The sequence below is a fragment of the Paenibacillus sp. J22R3 genome (genome assembly GCF_056269305.1).
Genome location: NZ_JBWDNS010000014.1, coordinates 1 through 18,534, shown reverse-complemented (window position 1 = coordinate 18,534; position 18,534 = coordinate 1). Strand labels below are relative to the sequence as shown.

28 protein-coding genes and 1 rRNA gene are annotated in these 18,534 nt (G+C 48.3%); 27 read left to right on the top strand and 2 right to left on the bottom strand.

Annotation, left to right across the window (positions count from 1 at the left end):
- The first annotated feature begins 29 nt into the window (after positions 1–29).
- From rpsH to AC0YN4_RS30645, 23 genes are all read left to right on the top strand, one after another.
- On the top strand, positions 30–428 hold the full coding sequence (gene rpsH / locus AC0YN4_RS30755) for a 30S ribosomal protein S8 (protein WP_090986314.1): 399 nt from the start codon (positions 30–32) through the stop codon (positions 426–428).
- A gap of 30 nt (positions 429–458) precedes the next feature.
- Positions 459–1,001 carry a 50S ribosomal protein L6 gene (rplF, locus tag AC0YN4_RS30750; RefSeq protein WP_090986312.1) on the top strand — a complete coding sequence of 181 codons (543 nt, stop codon included), beginning with the start codon at positions 459–461 and terminating at the stop codon, positions 999–1,001.
- A gap of 63 nt (positions 1,002–1,064) precedes the next feature.
- Positions 1,065–1,433 carry a 50S ribosomal protein L18 gene (gene rplR / locus AC0YN4_RS30745; RefSeq protein ID WP_475784660.1) on the top strand — a complete coding sequence of 123 codons (369 nt, stop codon included), beginning with the start codon at positions 1,065–1,067 and terminating at the stop codon, positions 1,431–1,433.
- Positions 1,434–1,464: 31 nt separating this feature from the next.
- Complete coding sequence (gene rpsE / locus AC0YN4_RS30740) at positions 1,465–1,962, top strand: 30S ribosomal protein S5 (protein WP_475784659.1); 498 nt, start codon at positions 1,465–1,467, stop codon at positions 1,960–1,962.
- Positions 1,963–1,975: 13 nt separating this feature from the next.
- Positions 1,976–2,161, top strand: coding sequence for a 50S ribosomal protein L30 (gene rpmD / locus AC0YN4_RS30735; RefSeq protein WP_090986308.1), 186 nt, complete (start codon positions 1,976–1,978; stop codon positions 2,159–2,161).
- A gap of 120 nt (positions 2,162–2,281) precedes the next feature.
- The gene (gene rplO, locus AC0YN4_RS30730) at positions 2,282–2,722 is read left to right on the top strand and encodes a 50S ribosomal protein L15 (protein WP_090986306.1); all 441 of its coding nucleotides are present in this window, start codon (positions 2,282–2,284) and stop codon (positions 2,720–2,722) included.
- The gene (gene secY, locus AC0YN4_RS30725) at positions 2,723–4,021 is read left to right on the top strand and encodes a preprotein translocase subunit SecY (protein ID WP_475837562.1); all 1,299 of its coding nucleotides are present in this window, start codon (positions 2,723–2,725) and stop codon (positions 4,019–4,021) included. It begins immediately after the preceding gene.
- Positions 4,022–4,108: 87 nt separating this feature from the next.
- A complete protein-coding gene (locus tag AC0YN4_RS30720; RefSeq protein WP_090986302.1) occupies positions 4,109–4,762 on the top strand; it encodes an adenylate kinase in 654 nt (217 codons plus the stop codon).
- Positions 4,759–5,520 carry a type I methionyl aminopeptidase gene (gene map, locus AC0YN4_RS30715; protein WP_475837561.1) on the top strand — a complete coding sequence of 254 codons (762 nt, stop codon included), beginning with the start codon at positions 4,759–4,761 and terminating at the stop codon, positions 5,518–5,520. The genes AC0YN4_RS30720 and map overlap by 4 nt, the downstream gene beginning before the upstream one ends.
- Before the next feature lie 14 nt (positions 5,521–5,534).
- Positions 5,535–5,807 (top strand): KOW domain-containing RNA-binding protein, encoded by a 273-nt coding sequence (locus tag AC0YN4_RS30710; protein WP_090986392.1) that lies wholly within the window; start codon positions 5,535–5,537, stop codon positions 5,805–5,807.
- 2 nt (positions 5,808–5,809) lie between these two features.
- On the top strand, positions 5,810–6,025 hold the full coding sequence (gene infA / locus AC0YN4_RS30705) for a translation initiation factor IF-1 (protein WP_015847200.1): 216 nt from the start codon (positions 5,810–5,812) through the stop codon (positions 6,023–6,025).
- 43 nt (positions 6,026–6,068) lie between these two features.
- Positions 6,069–6,182, top strand: coding sequence for a 50S ribosomal protein L36 (gene rpmJ, locus AC0YN4_RS30700; protein ID WP_003333770.1), 114 nt, complete (start codon positions 6,069–6,071; stop codon positions 6,180–6,182).
- A 16-nt stretch (positions 6,183–6,198) separates the two neighbouring features.
- Positions 6,199–6,567: a 30S ribosomal protein S13 gene (gene rpsM, locus AC0YN4_RS30695; protein WP_475784656.1), complete on the top strand. Its 369-nt coding sequence runs from the start codon at positions 6,199–6,201 to the stop codon at positions 6,565–6,567.
- Positions 6,568–6,585: 18 nt separating this feature from the next.
- Positions 6,586–6,981 (top strand): 30S ribosomal protein S11, encoded by a 396-nt coding sequence (gene rpsK, locus AC0YN4_RS30690; protein WP_090986296.1) that lies wholly within the window; start codon positions 6,586–6,588, stop codon positions 6,979–6,981.
- Between the two features lie 125 nt (positions 6,982–7,106).
- Positions 7,107–8,051: a DNA-directed RNA polymerase subunit alpha gene (locus tag AC0YN4_RS30685; protein ID WP_090986294.1), complete on the top strand. Its 945-nt coding sequence runs from the start codon at positions 7,107–7,109 to the stop codon at positions 8,049–8,051.
- Between the two features lie 51 nt (positions 8,052–8,102).
- Positions 8,103–8,471: a 50S ribosomal protein L17 gene (rplQ, locus tag AC0YN4_RS30680; protein WP_090583277.1), complete on the top strand. Its 369-nt coding sequence runs from the start codon at positions 8,103–8,105 to the stop codon at positions 8,469–8,471.
- Between the two features lie 120 nt (positions 8,472–8,591).
- Positions 8,592–9,332, top strand: coding sequence for a tRNA pseudouridine(38-40) synthase TruA (gene truA, locus AC0YN4_RS30675; protein WP_475837560.1), 741 nt, complete (start codon positions 8,592–8,594; stop codon positions 9,330–9,332).
- Positions 9,333–9,601: 269 nt separating this feature from the next.
- Positions 9,602–10,039, top strand: a complete 438-nt coding sequence (rplM, locus tag AC0YN4_RS30670; protein WP_090986290.1) for a 50S ribosomal protein L13 — start codon at positions 9,602–9,604, stop codon at positions 10,037–10,039.
- Positions 10,040–10,058: 19 nt separating this feature from the next.
- Positions 10,059–10,451, top strand: coding sequence for a 30S ribosomal protein S9 (gene rpsI / locus AC0YN4_RS30665; RefSeq protein ID WP_308636566.1), 393 nt, complete (start codon positions 10,059–10,061; stop codon positions 10,449–10,451).
- A gap of 151 nt (positions 10,452–10,602) precedes the next feature.
- Positions 10,603–11,295, top strand: coding sequence for a phosphoadenylyl-sulfate reductase (locus AC0YN4_RS30660; RefSeq protein WP_475784654.1), 693 nt, complete (start codon positions 10,603–10,605; stop codon positions 11,293–11,295).
- Positions 11,296–11,312: 17 nt separating this feature from the next.
- Entirely contained in the window at positions 11,313–12,479 is a 1,167-nt protein-coding gene (sat, locus tag AC0YN4_RS30655) for a sulfate adenylyltransferase (RefSeq protein WP_475784653.1), read from the top strand.
- A 108-nt stretch (positions 12,480–12,587) separates the two neighbouring features.
- Positions 12,588–13,373: an N-acetylmuramoyl-L-alanine amidase CwlD gene (gene cwlD, locus AC0YN4_RS30650; RefSeq protein WP_475784652.1), complete on the top strand. Its 786-nt coding sequence runs from the start codon at positions 12,588–12,590 to the stop codon at positions 13,371–13,373.
- A gap of 101 nt (positions 13,374–13,474) precedes the next feature.
- The gene (locus AC0YN4_RS30645) at positions 13,475–14,566 is read left to right on the top strand and encodes a P-loop NTPase (protein WP_475784651.1); all 1,092 of its coding nucleotides are present in this window, start codon (positions 13,475–13,477) and stop codon (positions 14,564–14,566) included.
- Positions 14,567–14,651: 85 nt separating this feature from the next.
- Here the strand turns inward: AC0YN4_RS30645 and gerD are convergent, their stop codons facing one another.
- Complete coding sequence (gene gerD, locus AC0YN4_RS30640) at positions 14,652–15,374, bottom strand: spore germination lipoprotein GerD (RefSeq protein ID WP_475784650.1); 723 nt, start codon at positions 15,372–15,374, stop codon at positions 14,652–14,654.
- Positions 15,375–15,581: 207 nt separating this feature from the next.
- Here gerD and AC0YN4_RS30635 point away from each other — a divergent pair, with 207 nt between their 5' ends.
- The gene (locus AC0YN4_RS30635; RefSeq protein WP_475837559.1) at positions 15,582–16,217 is read left to right on the top strand and encodes a KinB-signaling pathway activation protein; all 636 of its coding nucleotides are present in this window, start codon (positions 15,582–15,584) and stop codon (positions 16,215–16,217) included.
- A gap of 7 nt (positions 16,218–16,224) precedes the next feature.
- Here AC0YN4_RS30635 and pdaB read toward each other — a convergent pair whose 3' ends face one another.
- The gene (pdaB, locus tag AC0YN4_RS30630) at positions 16,225–17,028 is read right to left on the bottom strand and encodes a polysaccharide deacetylase family sporulation protein PdaB (protein ID WP_090986276.1); all 804 of its coding nucleotides are present in this window, start codon (positions 17,026–17,028) and stop codon (positions 16,225–16,227) included.
- A 108-nt stretch (positions 17,029–17,136) separates the two neighbouring features.
- On the opposite strand from pdaB, the gene AC0YN4_RS30625 reads away from it, so the two are divergent.
- From AC0YN4_RS30625 to AC0YN4_RS30615, 3 genes are all read left to right on the top strand, one after another.
- Positions 17,137–17,748: a stage II sporulation protein M gene (locus AC0YN4_RS30625; RefSeq protein ID WP_475784648.1), complete on the top strand. Its 612-nt coding sequence runs from the start codon at positions 17,137–17,139 to the stop codon at positions 17,746–17,748.
- 219 nt (positions 17,749–17,967) lie between these two features.
- A complete protein-coding gene (locus tag AC0YN4_RS30620; protein WP_090986273.1) occupies positions 17,968–18,189 on the top strand; it encodes a hypothetical protein in 222 nt (73 codons plus the stop codon).
- Positions 18,190–18,452: 263 nt separating this feature from the next.
- A 16S ribosomal RNA gene (locus tag AC0YN4_RS30615) occupies positions 18,453–18,534 on the top strand; the annotation flags it as partial.

Below are 18,534 nucleotides of genomic sequence, written 5' to 3'. Positions count from 1 at the left end.
CAGCCTAGTTCGGGAAGGAGGTTTACACAATGGTTATGTCTGATCCGATCGCAGATATGCTTACACGCATTCGCAACGCAAACGTTGTGCGTCATGAGACCGTAGAAATGCCTGCTTCGAAAGTAAAGAAGCAAATCGCTGAAATTTTGAAACGCGAGGGCTTTATCCGCGATGCCGAGTATATTGAAGATAACAAACAAGGGATGATCCGTATTTTCCTTAAATACGGCCCGAACCAAGAGCGTGTAATTACGGGGCTGAAACGTATCAGCAAACCGGGTCTACGCGTTTACACGAAAAGCACTGAAGTGCCTCGCGTATTGGGCGGCCTGGGAATGGCAATCATTTCCACGTCCCAAGGAATTATGACTGATAAAGAAGCACGCCAAGTTAAATCCGGCGGCGAAGTCGTCTGCTACGTTTGGTAATTAACTGTCACAACGATTGGAGGTGTAACAATGTCTCGTATTGGCCGTAAACCGATCCAAGTTCCAGGTGGCGTAAACATCGACTTGGACAACAGCTTGATCACTGTTAAAGGACCTAAAGGTACACTGAGCCGCGAAATCCACAAGGATATGAAAGTGGTTGTAGCAGACAGCGTAATTACTGTAGAGCGTCCTTCTGACAATAAATTGCATCGTTCCCTACACGGTACAACTCGCAGCGTCATCGCTAACATGGTTAGTGGTGTAACTGAAGGTTTTGCAAAAAACCTTGAGCTAGTAGGCGTTGGTTACCGTGCAAACAAAACTGGCGAGAAAATCGTACTTAACGTAGGTTACTCGCATCCAGTTGAAATCACTCCTGAGAGCGGAATCGAGTTCGATGTTCCATCGAACACGAAAATCACTGTTAGAGGCATCGATAAGGAACTCGTTGGTGCAACTGCTGCGAAAATTCGCTCCGTACGTGAGCCTGAACCGTATAAAGGTAAAGGTATCAAGTATGAAGGCGAGCGTATCCTTCGTAAAGAAGGTAAAGCTGGTAAGAAGAAATAAGCAGACGCTTAGCGTTGCTTAATCGGATAGCTTCATAAGCACAAGGAAAGGAGTGTACAACGAATGATTACAAAAGGCGATAAAAACAAAGCACGTCTCAAACGTCACCTGCGTGTGCGTAAGAAAATCAACGGAACTACGCAGCGTCCGCGTCTCTCTGTATTCCGTTCCTCCAAACACATCTATGCACAATTGATTGATGATGTTCTAGGCGTAACGGTCGCTTCAGCGTCCACGCTTGATAAAGAAATCGCAGAACAATTCAGCAATGGTGGTAACATCGAGGCTGCTCGTAAAATCGGCGAAGTTATCGCTTCTCGCGCTAAAGCGAAAGGCGTAGAGCAAGTGGTTTTCGACCGCGGCGGTTACTTGTACCATGGAAGAATTCAAGCACTGGCTGATGCAGCTCGCGAAGCAGGACTTGAGTTTTAATCGATAATACTTATGAAGGAGGTAAGTCGACTTGCGTATCGATCCAAATACGTTAGAACTAACTGAAAAAGTAGTTCAAATCAACCGTGTAGCGAAAGTAGTAAAAGGCGGACGCCGTTTCAGCTTTAGCGCACTGGTAGTTGTAGGTGACGGTAAAGGATATGTTGGCGCAGGGATCGGTAAAGCTGGCGAGGTACCGGATGCAATCCGCAAAGGTATCGAAGATGCTAAGAAAAACCTGATCCATGTACCACTTGTGAAAACAACAATCCCACATCTAGTTCTCGGACACTTCGGCGCTGGCCGCGTATTGCTTAAACCAGCATCTGAAGGTACTGGAGTAATTGCAGGCGGACCGGTTCGTGCCGTTCTTGAGCTTGCAGGTGTTGGCGACATTCTAACCAAATCGCTTGGTTCTTCAAACTCCATGAATATGGTTAACGCGACACTAGAAGGACTTTCCCGTCTGAAACGTGCCGAGGACGTTGCTAAACTTCGTGGCAAAACCGTGAAAGAGCTTTTGGGCTAAGGAGGAGAATACGATGGCAAAATTGCAAATCACCCTCGTTCGCAGCCTGATCGGTCGTAACGAGAAGCAGCGTGCGACTGTTGCTACGCTTGGTCTTCGCAAGATTCGTCAATCGGTTGTCCACAGCGACAGCCCGGCTATCCGTGGCATGATTACTCATGTCAGCCACTTGGTTAAAGTGGAAGAAGTACAAGCTTAAATCGTCTTTAATGGCGTAAACGATATACCGCATCAAAAGTATGCTTTCAAAGACGAGTTTTGCTGATGAAGCAAACTCGTACAGAAAGCAGCGTAAAACATTAAGGAGGTGCAACGTACGATGAAATTGCATGAACTTTCACCAGCACCGGGTTCTCGTAAAGAGGGCTTCCGTAAAGGCCGTGGTATCGGTAGCGGCAACGGTAAGACAGCCGGTCGTGGTCACAAAGGTCAAAATGCTCGTTCCGGTGGTGGCGTTCGCCCAGGGTTCGAGGGCGGACAAAACCCATTGTACCGTCGCTTGCCTAAACGCGGCTTCAACAACCCGTTCCGTAAAGAGTATGCGATTGTGAACATCGATGAGTTGAACAGCTTTGCAGCTGGCACAGAGGTAACACCTGAGCTTCTGCTTGAGCAAGGTATCGTTAAAAACCCACAGAGCGGAATCAAGATCTTGGGTAATGGCGAAATCACTGTTCAGCTTACGGTAAAAGCAAGCAAGTTCTCTCAATCTGCGGTAGAGAAAATCCAGGCTGCCGGCGGTAAAACCGAGGTGATCTAATTGTTCAAGACCGTGTCCAACATTTGGAAAGTGGAAGACCTTCGCAAGCGGATCCTGTTCACGTTGTTCATCTTGTTGGTTTACCGGATCGGTTCCTTTATACCGGTTCCTGGTGTCAATAAAGATGTATTTACACAAACTGATCAGGCCGGTTCTGAATTGTTTGGTTTGCTTAATACGTTTTCCGGTGGGGCACTGTTCCAGTTCTCGATCTTCGCGATCGGGATCATGCCTTACATTACCTCATCGATCATCGTACAGCTTCTGTCGATGGACGTTATCCCTAAATTCGCTGAATGGGCGAAGGAGGGCGAGAACGGTAAACGTAAACTTGCTCAGATTACTCGTTACGGTACGATTGTTCTTGGTTTAGTCCAAGGTTTTGGTACTGCAATTGGTTTTAACCGGCAATATCAGTACGATATGATTCCTGGTGCAACGGTTACGGATTATATTATGATTGCGATAATTCTAACGGCGGGAACAGCCTTCCTCATGTGGCTCGGTGAGCAGATTACAGAGAGAGGCATCGGCAACGGGATCTCGGTCTTGATTTTTGCCGGTATCGTAGCAGCAATTCCTTCTCACATTCGTTCGATCTACACAGCGGAGTTTGTTGATGCAAGCAACATCTTCCTTAGCATTATCAAGGTAGTAGTGATTGTAATTGCGATTATCGCAATTATCGTCGGCGTTATCTTTGTACAACAAGGTATTCGTAAGATTCCGGTACAATACGCTAAGCGCGTTGTTGGACGGAAAATGTACGGTGGGCAATCTACCCACATTCCGCTGAAAGTTAACGGTGCAGGTGTTATCCCGGTTATCTTTGCAGTATCGCTTCTGATGTTCCCGGTTACGATCGCGAACTTCTGGTCGACGCATGCATGGGCATCATGGGTTCAAACTCATATGTACTACGACAAGCCGCTAGGCATGGTGTTGTACGTAATTCTGATTATCGCTTTCACGTTCTTCTACACGTTTGTGCAAATCAATCCGGTGCAGATGGCCGATCAAATGAAGAAAAATGGTGGTTACATCCCGGGCATTCGTCCTGGTAAGCCGACATCTTCCTACATTACGCGCGTCATGTCGCGGATCACACTCAGCGGAGCGATCTTCCTATCGCTCATCTCGATCTTGCCGGTACTCTTCGGCACGCTCGCTGATTTGCCTCGTGATGTGAAGCTAGGCGGAACCTCGCTGCTAATCGTAATCGGTGTTGCACTGGATACGATGAAGCAAATCGAGACGCAATTGATCAAGCGCCACTACAAAGGGTTTATCAATAAATAACAATAGGTTCGCAAGCGGGCTTCCGCGCATCTAGTTGTGTGGCGGGACCCGGCCGAGCCTATTATGTTTAAAGCGAGGAACACGCTAATGAACATCTTATTCATGGGCCCTCCGGGCGCCGGCAAAGGCACACAGGCGGAACGTATCGTGGACACTTTCAGTGTCCCGCACATTTCCACTGGCGATGCTTTCCGTTTAGCAATGAAGCAAGGCACACCTCTTGGTCTGAAGGCTAAAGAATTCGTGGATCAAGGACTTCTTGTCCCGGATGAAATTACGAACGGCATCGTTCGTGAACGTCTCCAACTTGAGGATTGTAATGGCGGCTTCCTGCTGGATGGATTTCCTCGCACACTGCAACAAGCTGAGGCGCTGGACGGGATGTTGGCTGAAATGGGACGCAGTATCGATCATGTTGTTAACTTGAAGGTTGACCGCGGTCTACTGCTTGCGCGTCTGACCGGTCGTCGCATTTGTAAAGCATGCGGCTCCACTTACCATGTTATGTTCAACCCGCCGAAGCAAGAAGGCGTTTGTGATAAATGCGGCGGCGAGCTGTACCAGCGGTCAGACGATACGGAAGCAAAAGTAGGCACGCGTCTCGACGAATATATCTCCAAAACAGCTCCATTACTTGAGTACTACACAAGTAAAGCCGTTTTGTGCGAAGTAGACGGCGAGAAAGAAATCGACGAAGTTACAGCTGACATCGTTAGCTGCCTGCGGGGAACAGCAGAATGATCATTTGCAAATCCGAATCGGAATTGCAAGTAATGAGAATAGCTGGCCGAATTGTATCGGAGACGCATCGCTTGCTCAAACAAGCTATTCGTCCCGGCATTACGACCAAAGAATTGGACGATATTGCTGAGTCGTACATTCGCAGTCAGGACGCAATACCTTCTTTTAAAGGGTACAATCAATTTCCTGCCAGTATCTGCGCTTCTGTAAACAATGAGCTGGTACACGGTATTCCAGGATCACGTAAGTTGCATGATGGCGACATCATCAGCATAGATATTGGCGCACAGTATAAAGGCTACCATGGCGATTCCGCTTGGACCTACGGTGTAGGCAGTATTAGTGAAGAGTCCCAGCGACTGCTCGACATTACAGAACAATCGCTTTATGCAGGACTCGCGCTCGTGAAATCGGATGTTCGTTTGTTCACCATCTCGCATGCGATTCAACAAGTGATTGAAGCTGCTGGTTTTTCTGTTGTTCGAGATTTTGTGGGGCATGGCATTGGTGCAGATTTGCACGAAGAACCGCAAATTCCGAATTTCGGATTACCCGATCGCGGACCTCGTCTAAAACCAGGAATGGTGCTGGCGATAGAACCGATGGTCAACATCGGTGAGCGATATGTGCGTACGCTGGAGGATAATTGGACAGTCGTTACACAGGATAACAGCCGATGCGCTCACTTCGAGCACACGGTTGCCGTCACAGAGGATGGCTGCGAAATCTTAACCCTATCCAGGGAGCAGGCAGGTTGAGTGCATTGGAACATATGCCGGAGATCGGCCGTATAGTTAAGGTCCTTAAAGGAAAAGACGGAGGCTCATACGCCGTCATCATTCAGGTTCTGGATGAACGTTTCGTCCTTGTAGCTGACGGAGACAAGCGGCGCTTCGATCAATCGAAGAAGAAGAACGTACTGCATCTTCTGATGCAACCGGTCGTCAGTCATGAAGTGGCTGACAGCATGCGGGAAACCGGCCGTGTTACTAACGCTAAACTGCGTTATGCTATTCAGAAGGCTGTGCAAGGGAAAGGAGAATGACTATGGCCAAAGAAGACGTCATTGAAGTCGAAGGTACGGTCATCGAACCACTACCTAACGCCATGTTCAAGGTTGAACTTGAGAATGGACACCAGATTCTCGCCCACGTATCGGGCAAACTGAGAATGCATTTTATCCGCATTCTGACAGGAGATAAAGTAGTCATTCAATTGTCGCCTTATGATTTATCTAGAGGACGCATTACCTATCGGAAGTAGGCCTTAAAGGCCTGCCGACGAAAGAATTCGGGAGGTAATCACAATGAAGGTTAGACCATCGGTCAAGCCGATTTGCGAGAAATGTAAAGTCATTCGCCGCAAAGGCAATGTTATGGTGATTTGTGAAAATCCGAAACACAAACAAAAACAAGGATAAGGAGGGATAACGATACATGGCACGTATTTCTGGTGTAGACTTACCGCGTGATAAACGCGTTGTCATCGCTCTGACATACATCTTCGGTATTGGCAGAACGACTGCCAATAAAATTCTTAGCACAACCGGTATTAGCGAAAATACACGCGTTCGTGATCTGACAGAAGATGAAGTCAGCCAACTTCGCGAAACAATCGATAAAACGGTTAAAGTAGAAGGCGACCTTCGTCGTGAAATTTCGCTTAACATCAAACGTCTGATCGAGATCGGCTGCTATCGCGGTGTTCGTCACCGTCGTGGTCTTCCGGTTCGTGGTCAACGGACGAAAACAAATGCTCGTACGCGTAAAGGTCCTCGCCGGACTGTAGCGAACAAGAAGAAATAAGAAGGAGGGATAACCGAAATGGCTAAACCAAAAAAAGTGGTTCGTACGAAACGTCGTGACCGTAAAAATATTGATACTGGCGTAGCGCATATCCGCTCGACATTCAATAATACGATCGTTACGATTACTGATCCGCACGGAAACGCGATTTCTTGGGCAAGCTCGGGTAACCTCGGCTTTAAAGGTTCCCGTAAGAGCACGCCGTTCGCAGCTCAAATGGCTGCTGAATCTGCAGCAAAAGCGGCAATGGAACACGGCATGAAAACTGTCGAAGTAATGGTTAAAGGTCCTGGCGCAGGCCGTGAAGCAGCGATTCGTTCGCTACAAGCAGCAGGTCTGGAAGTAAACCTTATTAAAGACGTTACTCCAGTTCCGCACAACGGATGCCGCCCGCCAAAACGTCGTCGCGTATAGTCAATATTTGTGGTATCAAATGACTACAACTTGTGAATAATGGTTGTGAAGGTTTGCCATACTACATGATTTGACTACTTATGCGATAATGGTAACGGAGCGACGTTTTGAGGGAGGGTACTATTGTGATTGAGATCGAAAAGCCGAAAATCGAAACCGTAGAACTAAACGAGGATGGCACGTACGGAAGGTTCGTTGTTGAACCGCTTGAACGTGGCTACGGAGCAACGCTCGGGAATTCGCTTCGCCGAATCCTGTTGTCGTCGCTGCCTGGTGCAGCGGTAACCTCTGTTCAAATCGATGGTGTACTTCACGAGTTCTCTACGGTTCCAGGTGTGATGGAGGACGTTACCGAAATCATCCTGAATCTCAAAGGCCTCTCGCTGAAAATCCATTCCGACGAAGAGAAGGTATTGGAGATTGATGCGGAAGGCGATGGCAACGTTACGGCTGGCGATATTCGCGCAGACAGCGATGTCGAGATTTTAAGCCCTGATCTTCATATCGCGACGCTGGCCTCCGGTGCACGGCTCCACATGCGGGTATTTGCTAATCGCGGACGCGGTTATGTGCAAGCAGATCGGAATAAACGGGAAGACCAACCAATTGGCGTCATTCCTGTTGATTCCATCTACACACCGATTACTCGTGTAAACTACTCGGTTGAGAACACTCGCGTTGGTCAAGTGACTAACTACGATAAGCTCACACTTGAAGTTTGGACCGACGGAAGCATTCGTCCGGAAGAGGCTGTAAGCCTCGGCGCCAAAATTTTGACTGAGCATCTGGATCTGTTCGTTGGTTTGACTGACGAAGCGAAAGACGCTGAGATCATGGTTGAAAAAGAAGAAGACAAGAAAGAGAAAGTACTTGAGATGACGATCGAAGAGCTCGATCTCTCGGTACGTTCTTATAACTGTCTGAAACGTGCAGGTATCAACACCGTCCAAGAGCTGATCACGAAAACAGAAGAAGACATGATGAAAGTCCGTAACCTCGGACGCAAGTCTTTGGAAGAAGTTCAAGAAAAGCTCGAAGAACTGGGTCTTGGCCTCCGCATGGAAGAATAAAAAGCAGCGTAGACTAAAGGTCGATAGACTGTTTTAAGGAGGGGAAAATCGATGGCATATTCAAAATTGAGCCGTGACGCTAGCTCCCGGAAAGCATTGTTCCGTGACCTCGTTACAGACTTGTTCTTGTATGAGCGCATTCAAACGACTGAGGCGAAAGCAAAAGAGCTTCGTCCAATCGCTGAGAAGCTAATCACACTTGCAAAACGTGGAGATCTGCACGCTCGTCGTCAAGTTGCAGCTTTCGTTCGCCGTGAGTCTTTGGTAGCTGGTGAACAAGATGCAATTCAAAAATTGTTCTCCGAACTGGCTACCCGTTACTCGGAACGTCCGGGCGGATATACGCGTATTTTGAAACTAGGACCACGTCGCGGTGACGCGGCACCTATGGTTTACTTGGAACTGGTGGATCGCGCGTAGCAAGAAGAAACGGCTGGCGTCATATATTTGCGCCCGCGAAAGTTTCTTTCGGAAAGGGTGGACCTTGCGGCCACCTTTTTTTGTTGCCCTTGATACCGTTCATAAGGGGGACTATATGGGATGAAGAACATACGGATGGTTGTCAGCTATGTAGGCACGCATTATCATGGCTTTCAAACGCAGCCCATCGGAAATACGGTGCAGGACGTGCTTGTGCAAGCGATTCATGTGTTGACTGGTGAGAAAGTGAATATCGTGGCATCCGGTAGAACGGATGCAGGTGTGCATGCGAGGGGACAGGTGTTTAATTTCATCACCTCCTCGCCAATTCCGATCGGACGCTGGGCGCTCGCCTTGAACTCTCGATTGCCGGTTGACATCGCCATCTTAAAGGCCGATGAAGTACCGCTTGATTTTCATTCAAGCTACAGCGCGAAACGGAAAACGTATCGCTACTCCATCGACACCAATAAGTTTGCAGATGTATTCGAACGGGATTACCGGTTCCATTATCCCATGCCTCTTCGCTTGCCCGAGATGAGGGAAGCGTTGTCCAAATTGGTTGGCAAGCATGATTTCACTTCCTTTGCATCGCAGCGTTCTACGAAGCGTACACATGTGCGAACGATCCTAGAGGCAAGAATCGAACAAGGTGAAGGGAAATTGGATCTATTTGTGACTGGTGATGGCTTTCTCTATAATATGGTGAGAATCATTGTGGGCACCTTACTATGGGTAGGTGAAGGGAAGCTGACCGTATCTGATTTTGAGCGTATCCTTGTTGCGAAGGACCGGACTGCAGCCGGTCCGACAGCGATGGCTCACGGTCTGATGCTTTGGGAAGTTTCCTACGACGATTGACGAGTATTACCAGTACTCTGAGGGCATAATGCCTAAACAAATAGCTTGCACTTGTTAATCCTATGTTGTAGAATATAACTTGTGCTTTCTTAGTGGCTCTCCCACAGCCCCGACTGAGATCGCCAACCAACAATAGCATTTTTGAATGGAATCGAGCCGGTTACAGATGATGGCTTAGAGTAGACCTTTGGTCGATCCACCATTCATCTCTAACGTACCGTAACATTATAAATTAGAACCAATGTTTGAATGAACAAGGAGGAACATCCATGCGCATTACCTATATGGCAAAGTCCAGCGAAGTTGATCGCAAATGGTTTGTCATTGACGCAGAAGGCAAAACGCTTGGTCGCTTAGCGAGCGAAGCTGCTAGCCTGATCCGCGGCAAGCACAAACCGACTTTTACTCCACACGTTGATACTGGTGACTTTGTAGTTGTCATCAACGCGGAGAAAATTCACCTTACTGGTAAAAAACTTCAAAACAAAATGTACTACCGTCACTCCATGTACCAAGGCGGACTTAAAGTAACTCCGGCTCAGGACATGATCAAGAACAAACCAGAGCTAGTATTGGAGCAAGCTATCTACGGCATGCTTCCAAAAAATCGTCTTGGCGATAAAATGAAGATGAAGCTCAAAGTTTATGCCGGACCAGAACATCCACATCAAGCACAAAATCCAGAAGTTTACGAACTTCGCGGGTAAATAGAGGGAGGACAGTTTCATGGCACAAGTTCAATACTATGGAACCGGTCGTCGTAAACACTCTGTAGCACGTGTACGTCTCGTGCCGGGTGAAGGACGAATCATTATTAACAAACGTGACTTGAATGATTACTTCGGTCTGGAAACACTGAAGCTGATCGTTAAACAACCGCTTGCTCTTACTGAGACTGCAGGCAAATACGATATCTTGGTTATCGCACACGGCGGCGGTATCTCCGGTCAAGCCGGCGCTATCCGTCACGGTATCTCCCGTGCTCTGCTTAAAGCAGATCCGGAATTCCGTCCAGCTTTGAAGCGTGCAGGATTCTTGACTCGTGACCCACGTATGAAAGAGCGTAAAAAATACGGTCTTAAAGCAGCACGTCGCGCGCCACAATTCTCCAAACGTTAATATCGACTTACGGAAATGCCTTCTCTGCTTGCAGAGAAGGCATTTTTTTCATATTCCGGATATCATTTAAAAATATTGAACAAATGGAACAATCGACGTATAATTTAATGTAGATTAGTTTACTAGGAATTTGAATATGGAGGTCATCACCATGAACTTGTTTGAAAAGGAAGCACTGATCAAGCAAAAAGCGGATGAATTGGAAACAGCATCACCGCAGGAGATTATTAAATTCGCGGTAGAAACTTTCCCGAACATTACCTTTGCCTGCAGCTTTGGCGCGGAAGATGTCGTACTTGTCGATATGCTGCAAAAAATCAGCCCGAAAACGGATATTTTCTATCTGGATACGGACTTCCACTTTAAAGAAACCTACGAAACACGCGACAAAATGGCGGATATCTACAACCTTAACTTTGTTGAAGTGAAGCCTATGATCACTCCCGAAGAGCAAGCTGCTCAATTTGGTGAAGAGCTTTGGAAGAGCGCTGCGAACCAATGCTGTGATATCCGTAAAGTACAGCCTTTGACGCAAATTCTATCCAAATATGAAGCGTGGATTACAGGTATTCGCCGTGACCAAGCTCCTACACGTGCGAACGCGAAGAAGATTGAATACGATACAAAGTTCGGATTAGTGAAATTCAATCCAATTGCGAACTGGACTTCTGAAGATGTTTGGGATTATATCCGCACGAACAATGTGTACTACAATCCGCTTCACGACAATCACTATCCGAGTATCGGATGTGAGCACTGCACGCGTCAGGTAATGCCTGGTGAGGATCCACGTGCAGGCCGTTGGTCGGGTCAGGAAAAAACAGAATGCGGATTGCATAAATAAGAGGGGGCTTTCAGAGCATGAGCAGCATTAAGCCACATGGCGGCGTACTCATCAACCGAGTCGCAAGCGGAGCTGAGCGCGATGCGCTGCTGGCAGAAGCGGCAGCATTACCGGTCATCATTGTTAACACATGGGCAGTATCGGATTTGGATCTGATCGGAGTCGGTGCATTCTCGCCGCTTACCGGTTTCTTGAATGAAGCTGACTATCGCTCGGTAGTTGAACGTATGCGCCTTGCAGACGGCACGGTATGGAGCATTCCAATTACACTGGCAGTAGAAGAGGCGAAAGCTTCTGAGCTCTCTACAGGCCAGCGTGCAGCACTTGTAGGCGAAGACGGTATTGTTTATGGCGTTATTGATATCGAAAGCATCTACAGCGTTGATCAGAAGCATGAGGCATTAAATGTGTATAAGACAGATGACATCGAGCACCCTGGTGTTGCCAAAACCTACAGCCGTCCTAATACGTATGTTGGCGGACCGATTACGGTTCTTAACCGTCCGGTGCCTGAGAAGTTCAATGAGTTCTATTTTGATCCTTCTGAGACTAGACGGATCTTCGCGGAGAAAGGCTGGCGTACAATTGTCGGCTTCCAAACGCGTAACCCGGTTCACCGTGCACATGAGTACATTCAGAAGTGTGCAATGGAAATCGTAGATGCGTTGTTCCTGAACCCCCTTGTAGGCGAAACCAAATCGGATGATGTACCTGCAAATGTTCGGATGAAGAGCTACATCGCATTGCTTGAGAACTACTATCCCGCTGATCGGACATTCCTTGGCGTATTCCCTGCAGCTATGCGTTATGCGGGTCCTCGTGAAGCGATCTTCCATGCTATGGTTCGCAAAAACTACGGCTGCACACACTTCATCGTTGGCCGTGACCACGCTGGTGTAGGCGACTACTACGGTACGTATGAAGCTCAGGATCTGCTACGTTCCTTTACAGCAGATGAACTTGGCATCATTCCACTTTATTTCGAACACAGCTTCTTCTGCACGAAATGCGGCAATATGGCATCGAGCAAAACTTGCCCGCATGACAAAGAGAGTCATCTGACGTTATCGGGAACGAAAGTTCGCGCATTGCTGCGTGATGGCGTTTGCCCGCCGCCGGAATTCTCGCGTCCGGAAGTCGCCAAAATTCTTATTGAAGGCATGTCTGAACAGCCGGTTAATTAATAGGCTGCTGTTCAAAGCATAACAAGCCACCTCGTCCCATAGGATGATAAAGAGTACAGGACAGACTCCTGTGCACGATCATCGGATGGAGATTGGGGTGGCTTTTGTATGCGCGGAGTTCGGAAACGTTTCGTCATCTGGATCACGTATCGCGGTGCTGTTCGCATTTCCCTTGGCGTGGTGGCGGTCATACTAACTGTGATTCTGCTCACGCAGGAGGTGCCTGCCACACGCACCTGGACGTATTGGACACTGCCTTTATCCGGTAAGGTGATCGCCATAGATGCAGGTCACGGCGGCGTTGATGGCGGAGCGGTCAGCAAGCAAGGGATGGTGGAGAAGGATTTGAATTTGGCCATCGCTTTGCAACTGAGGGATTATTTGCAGCAAGCCGGCGCGATCGTGGTTATGACACGAGAAGGGGATTACGATCTGGCTGAGGAAGGCACGTCGAAGATAAGCAAGCGTAAGACACAGGACTTAGTGAACCGCGCCAAATTTGTAAAAGATAAGAACGCTGCTATGTTGCTCAGCATTCATATGAACAGTATCCCGTCCCCGCGTTGGTCAGGTGCACAGACGTTCTTTTATCCGAATCTGCCGGAGAATGCGGTTCTTGCCTCTCTGATCCAAGATGAAATTCGGCGCAATCTGGCGAATACCGAGCGAGTGGCTGCTACTGTAAACACGGTTTATCTGCTTAAGGCTATGGATGAAGTACCGAGCGCCTTAGTAGAAGTCGGTTTCTTATCCAACCCGGGAGAGGCAGCACGGCTTGCAGATGCCGAGTACCAGAAGAAGGTTGCGGCTTCCATCTATCAAGGTGTTCTTCGCTTTACTGCCGGTGAGAAATGGGGAGCAGCTTCAAGCACGGAACCGAATGATCCCCAATAAGCGCGGCTTGGAACAGGGTCTTGGTCTTGTTATAATGGAGCGAGTACATACTTACACGTTGTTATATGCATTCATTCAAGAACAAGAGGAGACGGATAAACATGTTGACCCGCATAGAAGCTTTAGCGGCCGCTGAGTCTGCGGCGGCCCCATATATGGCGGAAGGTGCGATTACCTTCCGCGATGTGATGGTTAAGGAGGACCGTCACGTATCCATGACGGTCCTTGGGGCAAGCGCGAGCGCTGAACGCGCGCTCGAGGCTGCGCTGCGAGCAGCGCTTGCCGCCGCCGGGGCCGAAACCGCGCACTTCCGGTTTCGCACCGGCGAAGGCGCTCCTGCGGCAGCGAAGCCCGCGCCCGCGGCAGCGCAGCCGCAGGCTGCAGCCTCCGCCCCCGTACGTGGCCACGGGGCCGGGCTGGAGGCACATCCGCTGCTGAGCAGCAGCAGCGGAGTGCAGTTCATCGCCGTCGCCAGCGGCAAGGGCGGCGTCGGCAAATCCACGGTGACCGTCAATCTCGCGGTCGCCTTAGCCCGCAAGGGCAAACGCGTCGGGATCATCGACGCGGACATTTACGGCTTTAGCGTGCCCGATATGATGGGCATCGAGGATCGTCCGCAGATCGTGAATGAGCGCGTTATCCCGATCGAGAAATTCGGCGTACGCGTCATGTCGATGGGCTTCTTCGTAGAAGACAATGCGCCAATCGTATGGCGTGGGCCGATGCTGGGTAAGATGCTCCGCAATTTCTTCGCGGAGATCGAGTGGGGCGAGCTGGATTACTTGCTGCTTGATCTGCCGCCGGGAACAGGCGACGTTGCGCTTGATGTGCATCAGTTGATTCCGCAAAGTAAAGAAATCATCGTCACGACGCCGCACGCGACAGCTGCGTTTGTTGCTGCACGCGCAGGGGCGATGGCCATTAAGACCGAACATGAAATTATCGGTATCGTCGAGAACATGTCCTACTTTATAAGCAAGGATGGAGAGCATGAATATGTATTCGGACGCGGAGGCGGCGCAAGGCTGGCTGAATCGCTGAATGCCGAACTGCTCGCCCAAATCCCGCTTGGCGCGCCGGACAACCATCCGTCCGAGCCGGATTTCGCACCATCGGTATACAAAGCCGATACGGACAATGGCCGCATTTACCTAGACATCGCCGACCGCGTCATTGCGAAATGCGAAGCGTAATCTAATCGTTCACTTACAAAAAGCCGGTATTCCACACCCAATCGTGTGAGAATACCGGCTTTTTAGTCATCCAATCATCCAGTCATCAACCGCCTTGATCACTCATACCGCTGTCACCTTCGCCGCCGCCTTCACCTTCACCGCCGCCTTCTCCTTCGCCGCCACCTTCGCCCTCACCGCCGCCTTTATCGCTGCCTTCTTTTTCTTTCGTAACCTTCTCGTCCGGCTTAGGCTTAAGCTCCTCTTGAACAGCCTTCTTGAGCAGATCCAGAATTTCAAGACGGAACAGAGGATTTTGCATCGATTCCTGCATGAGCGACATGGTTTGTTTCCGGTATTGGGTGCTTTGCAGCACTTCAAGAATCATTTTATCCATTTCCGGACTCTTCATCACTTGAATGAGATCCTTCTGGTACGTAGGGTCCTTCAGCAAATCCTTATGAATTTGCTTATTTTGCTTATTTACGGCTTTCGCGAATTCTCCTGCAAAACGAGGATCGGTCATCAACTTCTCAATTACCTTGCTGTACTCCGGCGCGACCAACGTTTCCTTAACTGCCAGTCGAACCTGCTCTTGATCCTGCACGGACAATGAACGGAGGCTGGAGCCGTTGTTGCCGCTTGTGGCGGAAGCCGATTCCTGGAGCGCTTTTTGCGCGTCTTCGGTTTTGAGTATGTCAATTACCATAGACTTCATGTCTTTATAGCTGATGGGCTCACTCGATGCGCTGGATTGCTGCGTACCGCAGCTTGACAGGCTGAAAGTCAGGACAATGAGGGCACCAAGCCATGTAATTCGTTTAACCATGCTGTCAGTGTCTCCCTTCTGAAAAAGCAACTGTTGGTGTGTTTAGTATGCGACAATGTTCATCGTATTATCATGGAAGCGGCATGGCTTTTTGTATGGGACATGGTAAAATGAAGGATAGTTTCGGCATATTCGGAAACGCTGGCGATTAACGCCTGAAACATACCGAATTCATCAATCTCAACAAACCTGTAGGAGTGGAAAATAGTGAACTTGCGCAAATTGTTTTTCTTATTTTGGAGTACGATGGCCGTTGGCGGTGTTGTGACCATTGTTGTCGGAAGTATCATGCAATGGACCGATGCTTCATTTGGCTTCATGGGCCTTTCGGCTGCAGGCTTTAATGCAGCCATGATGGCACTTGTCGGTCTGCTTTTCGGCGCATTCAGTCAAATGGGCTTCTTTGCTTACATGACCTTGAATTACATCGCACTTAGCGTCATCCGCAGAAATTACATGTGGAACGCACTTCAGGCGTACACGACGTTGTTTGCACTTGGCGGCATCGGCTACTTGCTTTACCAGGATCGCGTGAAGCTCGATAACAATTGGATTTTCTGGGTGCTGCCGATTGGACTTGGACTGGCATCATGGGCAGTAGCGTATTACAAAGCCAAACTAACGAACAATAATGCATTCATACCGACGATGTTCCTACAAGTTGTAGTTACACTGCTCGAAGCATGGCCAAGCCTTAGAGGCGAAGAAAGCAATGTAACGGCAATGATATTTATGATCATCCCAATGTTCGTATGTAATGCCTACCAAATCTTGTGGCTGCACAAACTGGTGCGCAAACAACAAACAACCGATTCCGCATCAAATGCGAAACCGGCTGTATAAGCTGCTATTATTGTTCGGCTGAAGCATCAAGCTGCTCGAACATCGCTGTTTTATCTTGTACCGTTTTGCCTTGAAGCTCCGTTTGGGCGATTAATTCCGATACCGTCACAAATTCATAACCCTTGGAGCGCAGCTGTTCGATAATGGCAGGCAGTGCTTCATGGGTTTGCTTCACGGAATCGCTGGCATGCATCAGAATGATATCCCCGGGATGTGCTTTACTGACCACACGATTGATGATTTTGTCCGTGCCAATATTCATCCAGTCGAGCGAATCGGTATCCCATTGAATGACTTTGTAGTTCATTTGCTCGGCAATACGAAGGACGCGTTTGTCAAAATCCCCATTAGGCATACGGATCAGGCTTGGTGTCTTACCGGTAACTTGGGTCAAAATCGTTTGAGCGGTCTCGATCTGGCTGCGAATTTCTTCATCACTGAACGTGCTGTAGTTGTCATGCTTGTGACCATGACTGCCGATTTCATAACCGCCGTCGACGATCTTCTTGACGATATCGGGGTGGGTTTGACTCCAAGGCGATGAGAGGAAGAAAGTGACGTTCTTCACACCTTTCTCCTTCAATACTTCAAGGATCGGCTCCGTACGTTTATCTCCCCAGCTGATGTCAAACGTCAGGGCAATAACCTTCTTATCTGTCGGAACGCTGTAGATGGCCGCAGGCTGATTGGGAGCAAACACAGTAATGTTGTCTTTCTCCGCGTAAATAACGCCTGCAGCAAACAAAATACCTACGGTGACTAGAAAGTAACGCTTTAGTTTCCGTCCATTCATCACATAAAACATATTCATTACAATTGCACTCCTCTCCAATAAGGGCTTGTTCTAGTACAATCTATGCTCGTACCAACAACTTATTCGTGTTATCCCAAAAACAGCCCAAAGAGGTGACGCCTACTTATGTTTTCGCCAAGAGAAATCCTTCGACATTTGCAGACGATGCGGCATTACATCGCGTTCAGCACGATTTTTCTGCTAGCCGGCATCGTGGTAGGTGCAACTAACCCGGCTTTAGACTCCTTTATCAACAGTCAGCTTAGCGGACTGAAGGGTGTTGCGGAAAATATTGATTCGAGCTCTCATCCGACTTTATTCTTAATGCTGTTTATTTTCTTCAATAATGCGATTAAAGCCATACTGGTCATGTATGTAGGTTCGCTGTTCGGGATCGTACCCATTGCGTTCTTAGCGATTAATGGCATGCTGCTCGGTTACTTGGTTCACAAGACAGCGGAGCAGGGGAATGAAGCCGTATTTACAATGGTGTTTAAAGGGCTGCTGCCACACGGTATCATCGAGATCGCGGCAATCATAATTGCTTGTGCATATGGTTTGCGGTTTGGCAGAATGATGCTGCAGGGGCTTGGAACAGTCTTTACGAAGCGTAAAGGCTGGGGGCAAGAGCTTGAGCTGTTCGTGATGCGGACGCTGCCGGTGATGGTTTTAATTGTGTTTATGTTGATTGTTGCGGCAGTTATTGAGAGCACGGTAACAGTTTGGTTGCTTAGTTAGTAATAAATTTCCAATTATTTGAGCATAACAATAAAGCGGCGTTTATCGTGACATGCGATAGGCGCCGCTTTTTCTAAATTTCAGAGCGCGAAAATTCGTTTCGATTTGCTGAAATTTGGATAATATGAAGTAATTGTGCCGTTTTCAGGCGGTATTAGCAGTTTCTTCATGTTGGCCGATATTTTCCGGCTGATTATTTGAAGGGGGCCACTAACGGATATGCTCGGAATTCTGTTCAACGACAAAGAATGTAAAGAACTCGACTACGTCCTACGCAAAGAACTCGACGAAATGCTGCTCGATTTGAACGATTCCCGGTTAGACGGCGATATTAAAACCGCGATTGCCAAACGCTATAAGGTCATTTTCCGCATGTATGCTCGTATTGCCTCCCCGAAAGAGCTGTCCCGATATGCCCTGAATATGCGTACATACCGCTGATATCAACGGTTTTTCAAGGTGTTATGAACATGTGGATAAAAAAATCAAAAAAACCCTTGCATTGTTTATAAAGCGTGTGATATATTAATCAAGTCGCCGCTGAGACACGGGCGAATGAACAACGGAATTTGTTCTTTGAAAACTGAACAATGAGCGACCAGTCAAATGGTCATAAATGGCGAAACTAACGTTTCGCAAAGCTAGTTTTTTGAATGAGCTAACAAGCGATTTCTTAAAATGGCCAAGCCTTCGGGCTTACCACTTTTATGGAGAGTTTGATCCTGGCTCAGGACGAACGCTGGCGGCGTGCCTAATACATGCAAGTCGAGCGGAGTTATTCCTTCG